The sequence below is a fragment of the Paenibacillus sp. MDMC362 genome (assembly GCF_003269305.1).
In the GTDB taxonomy this organism is placed as follows: domain Bacteria; phylum Bacillota; class Bacilli; order Paenibacillales; family Paenibacillaceae; genus Paenibacillus_AQ.
Genome location: NZ_QLYT01000031.1, coordinates 1 through 15,871, shown reverse-complemented (window position 1 = coordinate 15,871; position 15,871 = coordinate 1). Strand labels below are relative to the sequence as shown.

11 protein-coding genes are annotated in these 15,871 nt (G+C 51.5%); all 11 read right to left on the bottom strand.

What is annotated here, in order from left to right:
• Window positions 1-117 precede the first annotated feature (117 nt).
• The 11 genes from DP091_RS16595 to DP091_RS16545 all read right to left on the bottom strand — a co-directional run bounded on the left by DP091_RS16595 (window position 118) and on the right by DP091_RS16545 (window position 15,404).
• Complete coding sequence (locus DP091_RS16595) at window positions 118-1,650, bottom strand: response regulator transcription factor (RefSeq protein ID WP_113059345.1); 1,533 nt, start codon at window positions 1,648-1,650, stop codon at window positions 118-120.
• Window positions 1,622-3,466, bottom strand: coding sequence for a sensor histidine kinase (locus tag DP091_RS16590; RefSeq protein ID WP_113059344.1), 1,845 nt, complete (start codon window positions 3,464-3,466; stop codon window positions 1,622-1,624). The genes DP091_RS16595 and DP091_RS16590 overlap by 29 nt, the downstream gene beginning before the upstream one ends.
• A 17-nt stretch (window positions 3,467-3,483) precedes the next feature.
• Entirely contained in the window at window positions 3,484-5,031 is a 1,548-nt protein-coding gene (locus DP091_RS16585; RefSeq protein WP_113059343.1) for a helix-turn-helix domain-containing protein, read from the bottom strand.
• A gap of 188 nt (window positions 5,032-5,219) precedes the next feature.
• On the bottom strand, window positions 5,220-6,053 hold the full coding sequence (locus DP091_RS16580; protein WP_113059342.1) for a carbohydrate ABC transporter permease: 834 nt from the start codon (window positions 6,051-6,053) through the stop codon (window positions 5,220-5,222).
• 31 nt (window positions 6,054-6,084) lie between these two features.
• The gene (locus DP091_RS16575) at window positions 6,085-7,035 is read right to left on the bottom strand and encodes a carbohydrate ABC transporter permease (RefSeq protein WP_113059341.1); all 951 of its coding nucleotides are present in this window, start codon (window positions 7,033-7,035) and stop codon (window positions 6,085-6,087) included.
• 30 nt (window positions 7,036-7,065) lie between these two features.
• Window positions 7,066-8,388, bottom strand: coding sequence for an ABC transporter substrate-binding protein (locus DP091_RS16570; protein WP_113059340.1), 1,323 nt, complete (start codon window positions 8,386-8,388; stop codon window positions 7,066-7,068).
• 140 nt (window positions 8,389-8,528) lie between these two features.
• Window positions 8,529-10,082 carry a response regulator gene (locus tag DP091_RS16565; protein ID WP_113059339.1) on the bottom strand — a complete coding sequence of 518 codons (1,554 nt, stop codon included), beginning with the start codon at window positions 10,080-10,082 and terminating at the stop codon, window positions 8,529-8,531.
• Entirely contained in the window at window positions 10,057-11,835 is a 1,779-nt protein-coding gene (locus tag DP091_RS16560; protein WP_113059338.1) for a cache domain-containing sensor histidine kinase, read from the bottom strand. The genes DP091_RS16565 and DP091_RS16560 overlap by 26 nt, the downstream gene beginning before the upstream one ends.
• Window positions 11,836-12,148: 313 nt before the next feature.
• Window positions 12,149-13,324 (bottom strand): NAD(P)/FAD-dependent oxidoreductase, encoded by a 1,176-nt coding sequence (locus DP091_RS16555; RefSeq protein ID WP_071220853.1) that lies wholly within the window; start codon window positions 13,322-13,324, stop codon window positions 12,149-12,151.
• A gap of 31 nt (window positions 13,325-13,355) precedes the next feature.
• Window positions 13,356-13,826: a DUF1641 domain-containing protein gene (locus tag DP091_RS16550; RefSeq protein ID WP_071220854.1), complete on the bottom strand. Its 471-nt coding sequence runs from the start codon at window positions 13,824-13,826 to the stop codon at window positions 13,356-13,358.
• A gap of 270 nt (window positions 13,827-14,096) precedes the next feature.
• Window positions 14,097-15,404, bottom strand: coding sequence for a polysaccharide deacetylase family protein (locus tag DP091_RS16545; protein WP_113059337.1), 1,308 nt, complete (start codon window positions 15,402-15,404; stop codon window positions 14,097-14,099).
• Window positions 15,405-15,871: the final 467 nt, after the last annotated feature.

Below are 15,871 nucleotides of genomic sequence, written 5' to 3'. Positions count from 1 at the left end.
TCCGTCATAATGTGGTTACATCGTTGGTCGATACGCCTCTTCATGTAACCTTCCTTTATTTTAAAAGCGCTTTCAAAGGCGAACTATACTATAATTAAAGCATTAACCTTAAAAACTTTAGAACATCCTCTTCTTGAACTCATTCGGTGCCATGCCCCATCTTTTTTCGAAATGCTTAAGGAATTGGTTGTAGTGGGTGTAGCCGACCCTTTCGGCGATTTCGCTGTTCTTCAGCTTGTTCTGCTTCAACAGCGCGGCCGCTTCCTCAATCCGCAAATTATGTATGAGTTCGTTGAAGCCAATCCCATTCTTACGCATCAGCAGCTGGCCGAGATAGACGGGATGCAGATAAAAAAGCTCCGCCAATCGCTTAATGGTCAGATTCTCCCGGTAGTGCTGCCGAATATAATCGTTAATCTCCTGGATGATGCCTTGCGAATGCCGGGCCTGCTCCTTGAGAAGAAGCTCGATGCACTCTTCCCCGAAGCGCAGCAGCTCTCCCATCAAGTCGTTCAAATGGAAGGTTCCGTCCGTTAATCCAGCTGCATTGGATTTGGCTGCCAGGATTCGAGCTTCCGCACCTTCCGCCTCCCTCACCAAATCCATGATTTTATACAAAACATGGATCACCATTTTCTTCACGATCCCCGGCGCGATTCGCTGCTCCGCAAACCTGGACGCAGCCAATCCGGCAGCCTCGCGGTATCCCTTCTTGTCTAGGAGTTCCACGGACCTGATGACATCATCCATCAGGTTCGTGGGGTAACGATAATGAAACGGCCGATCCCGTACCTCTTCATATGAAATCATCCCGCCGTACGCCGGAACGTAAAATTGATGCTCGATGGCTTCCTTGGCGGTTTCGTAGCAGCGACGGATATGCACCAGAGACTGCTGGCCTTCTCCTACAGCCATAAACAGCCGCTGTCCTGCATAATGGCGGACCAGCTCGCGGATCGTGCCTGAGGGTACGCTCCCGTTGTCAGGGGAATAACCGTTCACCAAACCAAGCCGGTTCGATTCCAGATCGATGACATACTCCGAATTCGCGTGGGCTGACAAGCGGGCGACGGTTTCCTTGACGTCAGGAAACAAGGCAGACTCTGCTTGGATCAGACATACGTTCCACTCTTGATGGGCGGAGGATAAAACCTGAAGCCTCGACAGGCCGCTAGCCCTAAGCGGCATCTCCAAGAGCATTTGCATGATCAGCGAAACATCCTCTTCCCTCTTAGCAATCGCGCTCAGGCTTAATCTGCGATGCTCCTGCATCAGCTCAGCATGAATCTTGCCGAGCTCCTCCTCGGCTTCCTCTGCAATAATAGGCTTCAGCATGTAGTGATGGATGCCGTGCCGCAATGCCTTCCTTGCATATTCAAATTCACTGTAGCCGCTCATGATGGCAAATTTCACACCGCTATCCCGGTGATGCTGCTGCCAGGTTTCAATCATATGAAGCCCGCCCATTAGCGGCATGTTCACATCGGTAATGACCAAATCCGGCGCAAGCCCATGAATCATCTTCAAGCCTTCCACTCCGTTGCCCGCGGTTCCGCAGACGCTAAACCCCAGTCGTTCCCAATCGATCCACAGGGCCAGCCCTTCCAGCGCACCCGGTTCGTCATCGATCAACAGCACTTTGAATGGCATGGTTCTCCCCCTCTCCGCCTTCATGCTCCCGAGACTCCAACAGCCGGATCGGAATCTCGAATGAAACGGTTGTCCCTTGATTCGGGGTGCTGGCAATGTTGAAAATGACATGATCGTCGTAGTACAGCTCCAGCCGCCGATATACGTTTCGAATGCCGAAGCTGTTGCCCGAGAACTGCTCGTTGCGAACCGAGAGAATAATGTCCCGTAGCTTGCTTTGCTCAATGCCCTTACCGCTATCCGTAATGACGATGCGAAGATAATCACGGGCAACCGAAGCGTTTATGGTCACCAGACCCGCTCCATCCATCGCCTGCAGGCCATATTTGCATGCATTCTCAACGAGCGGTTGAATGCTCATTTTCGGAATTTTATAATGAAGCGCTTCCATATCGATGTTGAATTGATATTCGAATTTATCCCGAAAGCGGAATTTTTCGATTTTGAGATACATTTCGATAAATCTGATTTCCTCCTCCACGGAGACCAAATCCTCTCTCCAGCTCAGCAGTCTGCGAAGCAGCTTGGACAAGCTTTTGATAATATCCGTCACGTCCGTGTATCGGTTCTTCGTGCAGACGACCAATATCGCATTCAGGGTATTGAACAGGAAATGGGGATTCATCTGGCTCTGCAAAAAGTTCAATTCAGCCCGAACCCGCTCCATCTCCAGGCTTTTCTTCTGAATCTCCAGCTTGTACACATTGTTGATCAGGGAGTTCATCTTCGCTGTCATCTGATTGAAATTCCGGATGAGTCCGCCGATTTCGTCCCGGCCTTCATCCAGTTCAATCAAGTCGAACTTCTCGTTGCTCACCTTCTGCATATGACGTGATAAACGCTTGACCCGGTAATTGTAGGACCGGAGCATAACGGTAATAAAGACCGCCGCAATCAGCGTAACCACCGCTGCCAATACGACGGTAAACAGCTGCATATCCAGCATGGCGCTCGTAATCCGGCTCCCCCGGTTGATGCCGACCAGCTTCCAGCCCTTCACGTACCTGGCCGTTCCGATCGAGAACACATGTTGATCCTCTTCGTCGTATTGCTCCAGGTCAAGCTTCGAATATGCGCTGTACTTCCCTCTTTCATAACCGCTGCTGGCCGACATAATAATCTCATTGTTCTCGTTCACCAAATACATATCCAGGTAATCGCGTTCCCGTACAATGACGTCATAGATCTTGCTCAGGTCGATGTCGATGCGAAGCAGCTTCTCATAAGTGGAATAGCTATCAAAATAATCCATCTTCTCAATGACGCTTAAATACGGAACCGTCGAAGCCGAATTGCTTGCCTCCGTAGCCCTGTATGCCGCCACCAGCACCGGATGGGCCGAGCTCTTCCACAACGCATACCAGTCGCTCTCGAGCACATTATCGTTGATCACATGATAATTGCCGCCGGACACAATGGTGGAATTTTCGGTGAAGATGCTAATCCGCTGAATCTGGTTGTTAACCGGTATGTAGCTCGTTACCCGATTCCGGAGCTGCTCATCAAAGGTTTCGTAGAAGTCCAGCTGGGACTCATACTCGCGATCGAGCATTTCGTAAAGGGTCTTATCCGTACTCAGCGCATGACTTACAGCCACCCCGCCGTCGATGAAATTATGAATATCCTTCCTAGCCCGCTCCATCGAGATATCGAGGTTCTGCTCCTCTCTCTCCCGGATCAGCTCCGACATCCGATCCATAAAGATGAGGTTGACCACCAGAATAGGCAGCAGTACACCAATGACAAAAATAAGAAAAAATTTAGTTTTCAACGGAATATCGTTCACGAAATTCCCCAGCCTGAACATTCTCTTCATGAAGGCACCCTCCCGGTTTAGCGCTGCTTGCTTTCAACATGATTCTTGTAATTCGAGGGCAGAATCCCGGTTGTCAACTTAAACTTATGGATAAAATAGTCCGCGTTCGGGAACCCGACATGGAGCGCAATCTCGGAAACCTTCATTCCGCTCCGTTTCAGCAGCAGCTTGGCCTCCTCGATCCGCTTGTCATTCAGGTATTCCTTGAACGGCTTGCCAGCATGCTTCTTGAACAGCTGCCCCAAATAGGTGGCATTCATATGGAAATGTCGTGCCAAATCCTGAAGCTGAAGCCTGCTCCGGTACTCCCGGTCGACATACTGAATCACTTGAAAAATGGTGTTGTGCTCGTTAAGCTTGCTTAACTCTTCCAGCTGCGAAGCGGCCTCAAACGCGAGCAACCGCATATAATTCTTCAACGGCACTTTATGGCAAGCATCACTCAGATGACCAAGCTTCCTTTGCAGCCGGTTCATGAATAGATCCGGATCTCCATTCATTTCCGCGATTCTTCGACACAGCTTCAATTCCAGATCGGCCACATCGGCTTGAAAAGCCCTCAGGTGGAGGAGATGATCGGGCATGGCCGCAAAAATCCGCGCCAAGCATGACTCGATGGACGCATGCTCCCCCGCCATAATCATGGAAAGCAATTCGTCCATCCATCCGCAGGGAAGTCCCCGGAGCCGCTCGTCTCCTCTCGGTTCTTGGCAACAAAACACGCCGCTTCGGCCTTGGCTTCGCTTATCGTCGCGCACCTCCGCGCTTTGCCTGTAAAGCTTTCCGATCGCCTGGATTCCCTCCCCTGTGCCGCTTAACGCCACGATAACCGGCCCTTCAAGCTCCCGGGCCAGAGCAGACTGCAACTGCAGCGCAATCTCCATGACCTCATCCGGAGTCGAATGCTCGACATGCAGCACCACTCCGATGCTCCCGCTATTGTCCTGGAAGCATCCTAGTAAGCTCGGGGGCCCGTAATCGGTCATCCATTCGATCCAATCCACTCCCGTTTCAGTAATCCCTGTTTCAATCAATAGGCACTGCAGCAGCGGCTCGCCCTGGATTTGCATCGCATTGCTGGCTTGCTCGGCCAAATCAGGGCTCAACTCTTCCCGAATGAGCCGGTTCAACAAATAATGGACGGCAAGGCCCGCTTTCTTCCGGTAGCTGCGTTCAGCGTCTCGTTCGTCCTGGATCTCATGGCTGAGCTTGGCAAGCACTGCCTCGATCTCCTCGTCATCAATCGGTTTCAGCAAATACTCGGCGACCCGTTGGCGCATGGCTTGATGCGCGTATCCAAAATCATCATATCCGCTCAAAATAACGAATTTCGGAGGAAGGGGCAGTATCCGTTTGCTGTGCTCAATCAATTCCAGGCCGTTCAGGACTGGCATGTGGATATCCGTCATCACCAGCTCGGGCTTCAACTGTTCCATTAACTTTAGCGCTTCCGGAGCGCTCAGGGCTTCTCCGCATATTTGAAATCCAAACCGGTTCCAATCGATCATGGTTCGAAGTCCTTCCAGAACCCACGGTTCATCGTCCACCAGAAGTACATTGAACAATACCCTCGTCCCCCTTCATGATATGTTAGATGTAAGCGCACTCATTTTACCTTATACTACCATACTAGTATATCTGTGAGAATATACTGCAGCTCCTCTGCTTTATATTGGTATCCTGGTCAGAACACAAATAGCCCGTAAGCGGGGTTCCTATACAAGAACTCCGCTTACGGGCTGCTTAAGCTCGCCTACCCCTTAATTCCGGATAAAGTAACGCCTTCAATAATATATTTCTGCCCGATGATATACACGATGAGAACCGGGACGAGCGCAATGGAGGCCCCCGCCATCATCAGTGTCCAATCCGTTGAATACATGCCCCGGTACAAATTCAGCATCATCGGCACGGTAAACTTATCCGTGCTGCTGAGAAATATCAGCGGGTTAAAGAAGTTGTTCCACATCCCGAGAAAGGTAAAAATCCCGAGTGCCGATAAAGCCGGTTTGATTAGAGGAAGCATGATCCGGGCGTAGATCGTCCAGCGATTCGCACCGTCCACGATGGCAGCCTCTTCCATTTCCTTCGGAATGCCCCTGAAGAATTGCCGGAGCAGAAACACCCCGAAGGCGTTCAGCAGCGCAGAAGGGACGATAATCGCCAGATGCGTATCCAGCCATCCGATATTTTTCATGATCAGATAAAGCGGAATAATGGTCACTTGTCCCGGCACCATCATGGTTGCCAGAAACAGAATGAACAGCGGCTCCCGGAACGGGAACGTGATTTTGGCAAAAGCATAAGCCGCCATGGAGCAGGTAACCAGCTGTGAAACCACGACGATTATATTGATGTAGAAGCTGTTGAAATACGCACGACCGAACGGCAGCGCCGTCAGTGAATCCTTATAGTTGGACCAGATGAACGGGTCCGGAATCCACTTGGGCGGAACGACGAATACTTGCGACAAATCCTTGAGCGAGCTCAGCACCATCCACACAAACGGCAGGGCCATCATGCAGGCGCCCAGGACCAGCACGATATGCAGCACCACGGTGGACATCCTCAATCCCCGATGTATCATTCATTTTCCCTCCTTCCTAAAGGTTCGACCATCAGTCTTCGTAATGCACCCACCGCTTGGACATTTTCATCTGGAACAAGGTAAGCGACAGAATCATCACGAACAGGATGACCGCCGATGCCGTGCTCTTGCCAAAGGTAAAGTCCGCAAAGGCGGTCTCGTAGATGTGATAGACAAGCGTATAACTTGCCTTCGCCGGCCCGCCGGAGGTCATGACAAACGACTGGTCGAACACCTGAAAGGAACCGATAATGGACATGATCGTTACGAAAAAGGTCGTCGGGGACAGCAGCGGTATCGTAATATGGATCAGCTGCTGCCATTTGCCGGCGCCGTCAATTTCGGCTGCCTCGTAATAACTTCTCGATATGCCCTGAAGCCCGGCAAGGAACAGCACCATGTTGCCTCCCAGCCCCATCCAGACGCTCAGCAGAGCAATCGAAGGCATCACGTACCTGGAATCCGTCAGCCAGGAGGGGCCCGTTATCCCGAACCACTGCTGCAGGTACATGTTAATAAGGCCGAAGTCGGCGTTGAACAGCCACATAAACACAACGGCGACGGCAACGGACATCGTAATGTTCGGCATGAAGTAGATCAGCCGGTACAGAATCTTCCCTCGAACCCGGTTCAAGCCTACCGCTACCAGCATGGCGAGAACGATGCCTGTCGGTACCGACAAAATCGTGTAATACACCGTGTTCACCAGTGCGATGTGGAACTCCTCATCCTGAAGCTGGGACACGAAATTTTGGAGACCGATAAACTTCTTGGCTCCCATGCCGTCCCAGTTCATCATGCTGATGACAAAAGCCGAGATGAGAGGGACCAATGAAAAAGCGATCAAGCCGATCATCTGGGGAAAGATAAAAAAGTAGCCCCATAAACCGTCGGACGTCTTGCTCTTTAAGGTCGTTCTCCTCTCCGGAATCCGCTCCGGAGAAGGAGCGGCTCCGGAGCTTCCTGCAGGCTGCGTGTTCATTTCATCTCACCGTTCCTCCCCAGAGCTGGATCAATTCTTGCCGCTCTTGTAATCCTGAATTTTCTTGTTGGCCATATCCTGAATATCCTTCAAGGAGCTTTCCAAATCCTGATCTTTCAGCCACAACGCCTCGAACTTGGACGTAATATCCTGGCTAAGTCCGGGAATACCGGCCTCGAACGGAGTCAGGGAATACCCGATCTCACGCGCGTCCAGGAATAACTGGGCATGCTCCGGCAGATTGCCTTCCAGCACCACTTCATCCGTTCCCTGTACCGACGGGACCGCATTGCCGCCGCCCTGCAGGCGGAAACGTTGACCCTCTTTGCTTACGTACTCGGAGAAGAAGGTGTATGCCGCTTCCTTATTCTTCGATGCCTTGTTCATCACCATGTATGCGGTCGGGATACCGGCCGGCTCGATTTTATTGCCGGTATTGGTTGGCCATGTGACCACGTCATATTCAAGTCCTTGATTCTTCTTGAACAGCGGCAGGTACCAGCGGCCTGCAGCTACAAATCCGACCTGGTTGGACATAAACATGGCATCCCCGCCCTGCCCTTTGGGAAGCGTGCCGGAGAAGGTAATGTTTTTGGATTTCACGTTGTCGTACAGGAAGCGGAACGCCTCCATCGCCTTCGGATCCGAAGCCGCTACGAAGTTCCCTTCTTCGTCGTATACTCGGCCGCCGTTGGAAGTAACCCAGCTGTGATAGCTGTTCCAGGAGTTATCCAGCACGTAGCCGTACTTTTTGCTGTCCCGGATCTTGTCCGACATTTCCTTGAATTTGTCCCAGGTCCACTGTCCGTTCGCCTGAAGGTCGGCCGGCATCTCGGTGATCCCTGCTTCCTTCAGCACCTTCTTGTTGTACCACAGCACCATCGGATTACAGTCCACCGGCACCCCGAAGGTCTGACCGTCCCGAACGGCTGCGCCCCACAAGCCTTCAAAATAATCCTCCTTCTTGATCACGCTTTCCGGTGCGTCCATATACGGCGTTAAATTCTCAATGCTCTGATTCTCGATCAGTTTCACGACCAGGGCGTCCCCTGCATAGAAGATATCCGGGGCGGTCCCTCCTGTTAATTGGGTTAATATTTTCTGATCATATTCGCCCGGAATCGGAATAAATTCGACCTCAATGTCCGAGTGCTTCTTATTAAAGTCCTTCGTGAGCTCCTGAAAGCGGGTAAGCTCGCCGGGATTTCCCCAGGTCGCCCATTTGATCTTGACCTTCTCACCGCTTCCGGACTCCCCACCTTCTGATGTTCCACCGCCTCCACACGCTTGGAGTATGGATGATAGTAGAAGAATGATTGCAAGCAATGACCCTCTCACCTGTTTCCTTGTCATTTCATTTCCTCCATTCAAACCAGATTTGGACTCGCTGGTAAGCTCTTGTAAACGCTTTAATTATAAAATTTTGACAAAAAGCTTTTGAACGGATTTTGTTCCGAAAAAGTGGATTCTTTTCCGATCCTATGAAATTCCCATTATTTTCGATGCTGTCCCTGGTATTCCGCGGGCGTCATGCCTACCATCTTCTTGAACAGTTTGCTGAAGTATTTCACGTCATTGAATCCCGAGCGATCCGCCACCTCATACACGCGCAGCGATGTTGTGGAGAGCAGCTCCTTGGCCCGTTTCAGCCGCAGATCAATCACATAGTCAATGAAGTTATGTCCGGTGACGCGCTTAAACATTTCGCTAAAATAGTTGCGGCTTACGGCCACTTCGTCCGCCACCTCCTGCAAGGAGATCGGCTCGGCAAAGTGGGCCTTAATATATTGAACGGCCTGCAGCACGATCCGCTCATGCAGCGTGGATTCCGGTAAGGGGTGCCGCATAGCCTCCTCACGCAAGGCATGGAAGCCTTGGAGCACCAGCTCTTTCACTTCCTCCACCGAACGAAGCTTGCCCACTTCCCCGATCTGCGGAAGCGGCGGGCCGCCGGGAAGATGAAACATAGCGAGCAAGCTCAGAAGTTCCTCTGCTTCCCGGAGGACCTCCTGCTTCTTCATCCGTCCGGGCTGCCAGCGCTGCATGACCGACTGCAGCCGCTCTTCGGTTTTGACCATGTTTCCGACCGACAGGGCGGCTCTAAGGGCATGCATCTCGGAAGCAGACGTCTTCTGGGCCAAATCGGCATCGGTAAGAGGGAGCTCCTCTGCCCGAAGAATCTGTTGATCTCGATGGAAGAAGAGGCCCTCCAGGCTCTCGCTAGCTTCTCGAAACGCTTCCTGCAGCTTATCCATGCCGTTATATCTCCTGCTGAGCCCCATGGTGCATCGGATCGGCAGATGGATAGCCGCTTCGTGCTCTAAAACCTGCCGATTTGCTTCGTCCCCTAACGGCAAGCATACAGCGATCCGGTCCGTCTCCAGCCGAACTGCCAGCGCCTCCGGCACCTGGTCATACAGCTGTTCCATTAATCGCTCGATCTCGTCATGCCAATCCTTGTGCTGCACCCCGGTCGTGCCAGCCCCTGGATCAGACTCAAGCTGGAGCACGGCCAGCATATAAGCGCCGTTAACATTTCGTGCTTCCAGGCTGGCGATTGCGCCCGGCTCTCCGGAAAGGGCCTGAAAGAGCATTTTCTCGGCGGCCTTCTTCATATTCAGCCGCTGCTGCTGCTCATGCTCGGTCAGAATCCGCTGCATCTGCTTCTCCTCTTCCAGCTTCAGACGCATGTGATCAAGCACGGCAACCAGAGAGTCCGCATCGAGCGTCGGCTTGAGAATGTAATCGGAAGCGCCAAGCCTGATGCCTTCGCGCACGTATTCGAAATCGCTATGACAGCTGAGCAGCAGTACCTTTACCCAAGGACAAAGCTCCCTTGTCCGACGGGTCAGTTCCAACCCGTCCATGACCGGCATCGCGATATCCGTGATCAGAATGTCCAAATCCCCGTTTACGATCCACTTCATGGCCCGCTGTCCATTCGAGGCCTCGCCCACAAGCCGGTAACCGTATTTCTCCCAGTCGAAGGTCGAGCGCAGTCCCGTACGCGCGATCGCTTCGTCATCCACGAGCAGCACTCTGTACATAATCGTCCCCCCTTTGTCTCGCAAACGTGATTGTGACCCGCGTTCCTCCGTCTTCCGGGCTTTCCACCCATACCCCATATCTGCTGCCGTAATACAGCTGAACTGTCTGGTGAACATGACGCAGGCCGATATGGGTCATGCCATGCTTGGAGTGATCCTGCTCATAGGACAGCAGTCCTTTTATTCGTTCAGGCTTAATGCCGATTCCATTGTCCTCGATCCGCACCATGACATCCTGCTGCTGCGATGTTATCCGGATCTGAATGACGCCCCTTTCATCAAGCGGGGCAATTCCGTGAAAGATCGCATTCTCCACGATCGGCTGCAGCAGCATCCGGGGAACATAAAGGCCCTCCATCTCCTCAGGGCAATCGATCCTTAACTCGATTTGGTGGTCATAGCGGTAATTCTGAATGATCATATATTTGCGAAGCAGCTCCAGTTCATCGCCAAGGCGTATGAACACCCCATTGCGCTCCAGGCTCCCCTCCAGCAGATGAACAAGGGCCGTAACCGATTGATCCACGTCATTCGTCCGGTTCAGCTTGGCCATCCAGCGGATCGAGTTCAGCGTATTGTAGAGAAAATGGGGATTGATCTGATACCGCAGCGCGCGGATTTCGGCTTTTTTCTTCTCGGACTCCTCCGCGGCGATGCGCCGGATCAGGAGGTCGATCTGCTCTATCATTTTGTTGAAGCTTCTGCCCAGCTGACCGATCTCGCTGGGTCCTACATTCTTGCTGCGGACCGATAAATCGCCTGCCTCGCTTCTGCGCATCAAGCGGCTCAGGTGAACGAGCGGATTGCCGATTCTCCGCGTCATGAAATAACCCATGCCGATCGCTGCCAGAATCGATCCGAATACAATCCAGACCGTGAAGCTCCGGATGCTGGCGGAATCGGCCGTTAGTTCCTTCAGCGGCACCATGCCTACCACATGCCAGCCGTTGTTCAGGCGCGAGGGGATCATCAGCGTTTTGTTGTTGTTTAAGTTATATTCCGTCAAATCCGAGGGCAGCTTGATCCGGGACTGCCTCCCGTACATCGAAGGATCCGGATGATAGAAGTAACGATTCTCGTCATTGGCCACGTACATATACCCCGTGTCCCCGAACTGGACGTGGTTTAATTCATCGATCAGGACATCCCCCATAATCTCGATAAACATGACTCCGACAATCTCCCCTGTATCCCAGCTCCGAATCGCCCGACCTAGTCCGAAGACCGGAAATCCCATTCCCGTTTGCTTCAGGTAGGAGGTATCCGACAAGCCGAACCATACCGCCTGTCCGTTCGCCTCCAGAATCGATCGATACCATGGAGAATCCCACTGGTCCGGGATGGACATCAAGGAATCGGCACTGAGAACCGAATTGTTCCGCTGCACGTCAAACACGTACACGTCCAATATCTCCGGCGAGTTAATCATGATGGAGGTCAGCAGGTCCTTCCCCTCCTTCACCTTCAAGGTCAGGTCATACTTACTGATATTCTGATCCTCTAGTATGCCGTGAACCACCTTGCTGTTCAGCACCATCATGGAGGAGTCGTCCAGCTTCTTAAAGAACATGTTCAGCTTGTCACTGACTTGGGTGATGGTGAGGGAAGCCACTTTACTGACCTGTTCCTCCACGATCGAGGCCGATTTGTTATACGACAGGAACCCCATAATAAGAACCGGGAGTGTTGTGCCGATGAAAAAAAACAAAAACAGTTGAGTGACAATGGAATGAAGACGATGATATCCCCGCATACAAGCTCCCTCCGTTTCATAAAATGAAAACTGCGAACCTTTTACGATAGCGCTTACATAACTGTTTGACCTTCTTTCTTCTTCCTTTTCACCTTCTGCCTTTCCCTTACCTCCTTCTCTAACATCCCGCTCCGGAGCACCATGAAGGTCCTGCTGTATCCCTCGCTCCCGGGTGTAATCATCGTATTATGTTTTCATGTCGATGTCCCTAAGTCCATCTGCTTATGTTTGGGCTGCGCAAATAAAAAAAGAGATGGACCCGAAAATCTCGGGTCCATCTCTTTATATGTGGATATAATGCCGCCTTCTAGGCTTAGTAAGCCAGTGTAAACAAACCGTTGATGTGAGACAGGTAACGCATGTTACTTGCTTCTTTCATCAAGGTTGCAGGCAGACCTTTCAATTGGGTCTTGTTAGCGCCAATGGTACCGATGGCATCTTTACGTCCCAAGCTGCCGAGCGTACCGGAGAATACCGGTGTGAACGAAGCTGGTGCGCCGCCGTTCAATTGAGCGAAGATGTTGTAGCCGATCAGCTCGCCCATTTGCCATGCAAGCTGTGCCGTTGGCGGGTATGGACGACCTTCAGGTCCCATAACCACCGCGCTGTCGCCTGCAACGTATACATCAGGATGAGATGCGGATTGCAGGAATTCGTTAACAACCGCACGTCCGCGATTGACTTCGATGCCGCAGTTAGCCACAACGGAGTTGCCCTGTACGCCGCCAGTCCATACCAATGTGCTGGTTTCGATCGTGCTGCCGTCTTTCAGTTCAACGGTTGTACCGTCCATTTTGGTAATCGGCAATCCGGTCAGGAAGTTCACGCCGCGTTTCTGCAGGCTTGTTGTCGCGCGGTCAACCAATTCAGCAGGGAAGCCCGGCAGAATCGAAGGAGCTGCTTCAACACAATAAAGCGTGATTTCTTGTGGGTCGATACCGTATTTGCGAGCCAACTCGCTTCTCATATCGGCATATTCACCAACAAGCTCAACGCCAGTCAAGCCGCCGCCGCCAACCACGATGGTAGCGTCCGCTTTGTTTTTCGTTTTGCTGTATTCCGCAATACGGGACTCCACATGAGCACGCAGACGATTAGCATCGTTTACGGACTTCAGAATGAAGCTGTTCTCTTGCAGTCCCGGAATGCCGAAGAATGCCGTTTCGCTGCCCAGTGCGATAACCAGGGCATCATAGGTGAAGTTTCCGCCGTCATCGAGGGAAACCGAACGCTCATCCGGCTTGATTTCCTTAACGTTGCCGATGCGCAGGTCAACGTTCGCGCCGCGCAGAAGCTTGTCGAGCGGCAAAGCTACTGCTTTCTCTGCGATGTTGCCTGCTGCCAGACGGTGCAATTCCGTAATGATCTGATGGGTTGGGAAACGGTTGATCAGCGTGATTTTTGCAGCAGCACCAAAATGCTCGCGTGCAGAAAGCGCACTAAGCAAGCCGCCATAGCCTCCGCCCAAAATTAAAATATGTTTAGACATGACCATCCTCCGTTCTTCGTATGATTATGGATTAACGCTTGTTTTGTTGGTCGCGATCGTTAAGAACGTCCAAAAAAGCCTGAGCATAGCGAAGACCCTTTTGAACCTGAGGATCTTTCAGCATTTTCATCAGACCAAATACGCCGATCTGAGCTTGGTCGCCTTGAGCGTGTACACGGTCTCCGGCTTCGATAGCTGCAGATGCAACGCTTTTTGCTGCTGTCGTGATTGGCTTCGCGAATCCGCTAAGGGAAGCCATGGTGTCTTCCGCAAGCACGGGATCCGTAGCTACGGATTTACCGAAGTCATAAGCTTTAGTCATGACGGTCAGCATTTCCGTAAGTTTTGGAAGATTGTCCACGAGAGTTGTGAGGGATTCCTGAACCTCGGGCTTGAGCAGTTGTTCGAGCAGCACATCAGGACGGCTGGACGCCGCAGCTTCTTGGTTTCCTACAACATTTTCCGGAGTTTCGGACGGCTGTGGAGAAGATGTTTCTGTCATAAAGAATTGCCTCCTTTTCTTTAAGTGAATTCCCAAGATGAACTTGGCGACGATCGAACCGGCTAGCTTTAATTTTGGGATAACCGGTATCTATTATGCATCACTTACAAAAGTGCGAACTTATGGGTGACTCACTATCGCCAAAAATAAAGCAGGGGGAAACTTCCCCCTCCTTTATTCGGAAACAATCTTAGGGATTGTGATAAATATCTCTAAGTACTAGTCTATAACTTGTGAAGCATAATTACAAACATAAAATGCAATTTTCGACTACAAAGTTAGAACGCGATACTCGCTTTCTTCATATGTAACTCTTGTAACAGGGCGGCCGGAAAAGTCAAGTGCTTCCCGAAGCGGGATCCAAGCCGTACCGCCGATCAAATGAATATCCGAAGACACCGGTTTGCCCCCTGTTTGCATGGGGAATAGCAATCCACCCACCGGATCCGCTTCCCAGCGATTCCCTGCAAGTGTCACCTGCACCGTCTTGTTGTGAGACTTCCAGGTCACGCTTCCGCCGAGCCGCTCCACCAGGGAACGCAGCGGTACCATCAACCGGCCGTCCACCATTTTGTATTCACCTGCCGCGAATGCAGTCTCCATTCCTCCAAATTCCACAGCCAGCGTTCTCCCGGTCTCAAATAGCGCGGCATTGGCTGTGACATGTTCGCGAATCCACTGCTTTGAAGGCTGCGAAGCCTTACGTGCACTCTGCTGTGCACGAAATTGAACAGGCTGGACTTCAGTAGACAATACGTCAAAGGCATAACCTTGCTTTTTATAATAGGAAATAATCTCCGGCAGGGCCTTGACGCTCTCAGCATGCCCTTTACCGTCATGAAGAAGCACGATCGCCTCATTGCCATTCACTTTCGTGGTTGCCCCTTTGACGATGTCTTTAACCGGAACGCCTCGATACTTGGAATCGCCGCTGTCGACGTTCCAATCGAATACATGATATCCCCCCTGCTTCATGTATTGAAAATAGGCTTCATCAAAATGTCCGGCCGTCCCCCCGGGAGCTCTGACCAGCTGCGGCCGTTCACCCGTAATTAAACGAATGATTTCCTCCGTTTTCTTAATCTGCCCCCAGAAATCCTGAAAATGCCCGTAGAGCTCGTCATAACGATGATCATATGTATGATTCCCAATCACATGGCCTTCCTCATAGATCCGGTTGATAATTTCGGGACGGGTCTCCGCCTCCTTGCCCAGTACAAAAAATGTGCCTTTAATTCCTTCGCGCTTCAAAATATCCAGAACATCCAGCGTCAGATCCGATGGCCCGTCGTCAAATGTCAGGTATACCGTTTTGTCATTTTGTTTCTTATATTGAACAGGTGCGGCGTTCACGACCGATGTATTCTTGAATGCAGTTGTGACGATTGGCTTGCTGGCCTCTTCCGGCTTCACCTGTACATCCTGCCGAGTTACTGTCATTGGCGCCGATGCCAGAGGAGCCTGTTCCACATATATGTCTATCGGCCGCTGGACCTCAAGCCCCATACCGATCATGATCAGCAATGCCAACACGCCGAAAAATACCGCAATTGATGTTACCCGCACCATATTTTTCATTATCAACTCTACCTCCATCGTTTCTATGAGTTCGGCTTTCTGATAGATTATATGGAGGGTGTTTCAAAAAAAGACTAGGATTTGATATTTTACAACCGGAAGGGATGATAGAACATCCGGTCAGACAATAAAATGGTGCGGACGTGCGAGTCTTCTCCGGTTCTTCCGGCAATGTCGTATTCGCCACCCTTGAGGCAGTGGAACCTTCTTGGGGCAATGCCGTGAACGCGCTAAAAGCCCTTGTGACTGGGCCCTGGAATCGACGGGGACTCAGGCGAATGACGGCAACAGGGCATGGTACTCCCAAACAGCTCGATTCTCCTGGATTAGCGGTATTTGATGATATTCGAGGACTGTGGTTCCGGTATTCCTTTGTTTTCTGCCCTTTAATGGAGGTATGAGGACATGAGATCCGGCCCCGAAAGTGTCTCGGTTGGAAGTCTGCTCACGAATCGTTCATGGCAGAG

What these genes read in the sequence shown, in the direction of transcription:
- DP091_RS16595 (WP_113059345.1), bottom strand. Translation starts at nt 1,650, where the DNA reads ATGCCATTCAAAGTGCTGTTGATCGATGACGAACCGGGTGCGCTGGAA.
- DP091_RS16545 (WP_113059337.1), bottom strand. Translation starts at nt 15,404, where the DNA reads ATGAAAAATATGGTGCGGGTAACATCAATTGCGGTATTTTTCGGCGTG.
- DP091_RS16560 (WP_113059338.1), bottom strand. Translation starts at nt 11,835, where the DNA reads ATGCGGGGATATCATCGTCTTCATTCCATTGTCACTCAACTGTTTTTG.
- DP091_RS16575 (WP_113059341.1), bottom strand. Translation starts at nt 7,035, where the DNA reads ATGAACACGCAGCCTGCAGGAAGCTCCGGAGCCGCTCCTTCTCCGGAG.
- DP091_RS16555 (WP_071220853.1), bottom strand. Translation starts at nt 13,324, where the DNA reads ATGTCTAAACATATTTTAATTTTGGGCGGAGGCTATGGCGGCTTGCTT.
- DP091_RS16550 (WP_071220854.1), bottom strand. Translation starts at nt 13,826, where the DNA reads ATGACAGAAACATCTTCTCCACAGCCGTCCGAAACTCCGGAAAATGTT.
- DP091_RS16570 (WP_113059340.1), bottom strand. Translation starts at nt 8,388, where the DNA reads ATGACAAGGAAACAGGTGAGAGGGTCATTGCTTGCAATCATTCTTCTA.
- DP091_RS16580 (WP_113059342.1), bottom strand. Translation starts at nt 6,053, where the DNA reads ATGATACATCGGGGATTGAGGATGTCCACCGTGGTGCTGCATATCGTG.
- DP091_RS16590 (WP_113059344.1), bottom strand. Translation starts at nt 3,466, where the DNA reads ATGAAGAGAATGTTCAGGCTGGGGAATTTCGTGAACGATATTCCGTTG.
- DP091_RS16565 (WP_113059339.1), bottom strand. Translation starts at nt 10,082, where the DNA reads ATGTACAGAGTGCTGCTCGTGGATGACGAAGCGATCGCGCGTACGGGA.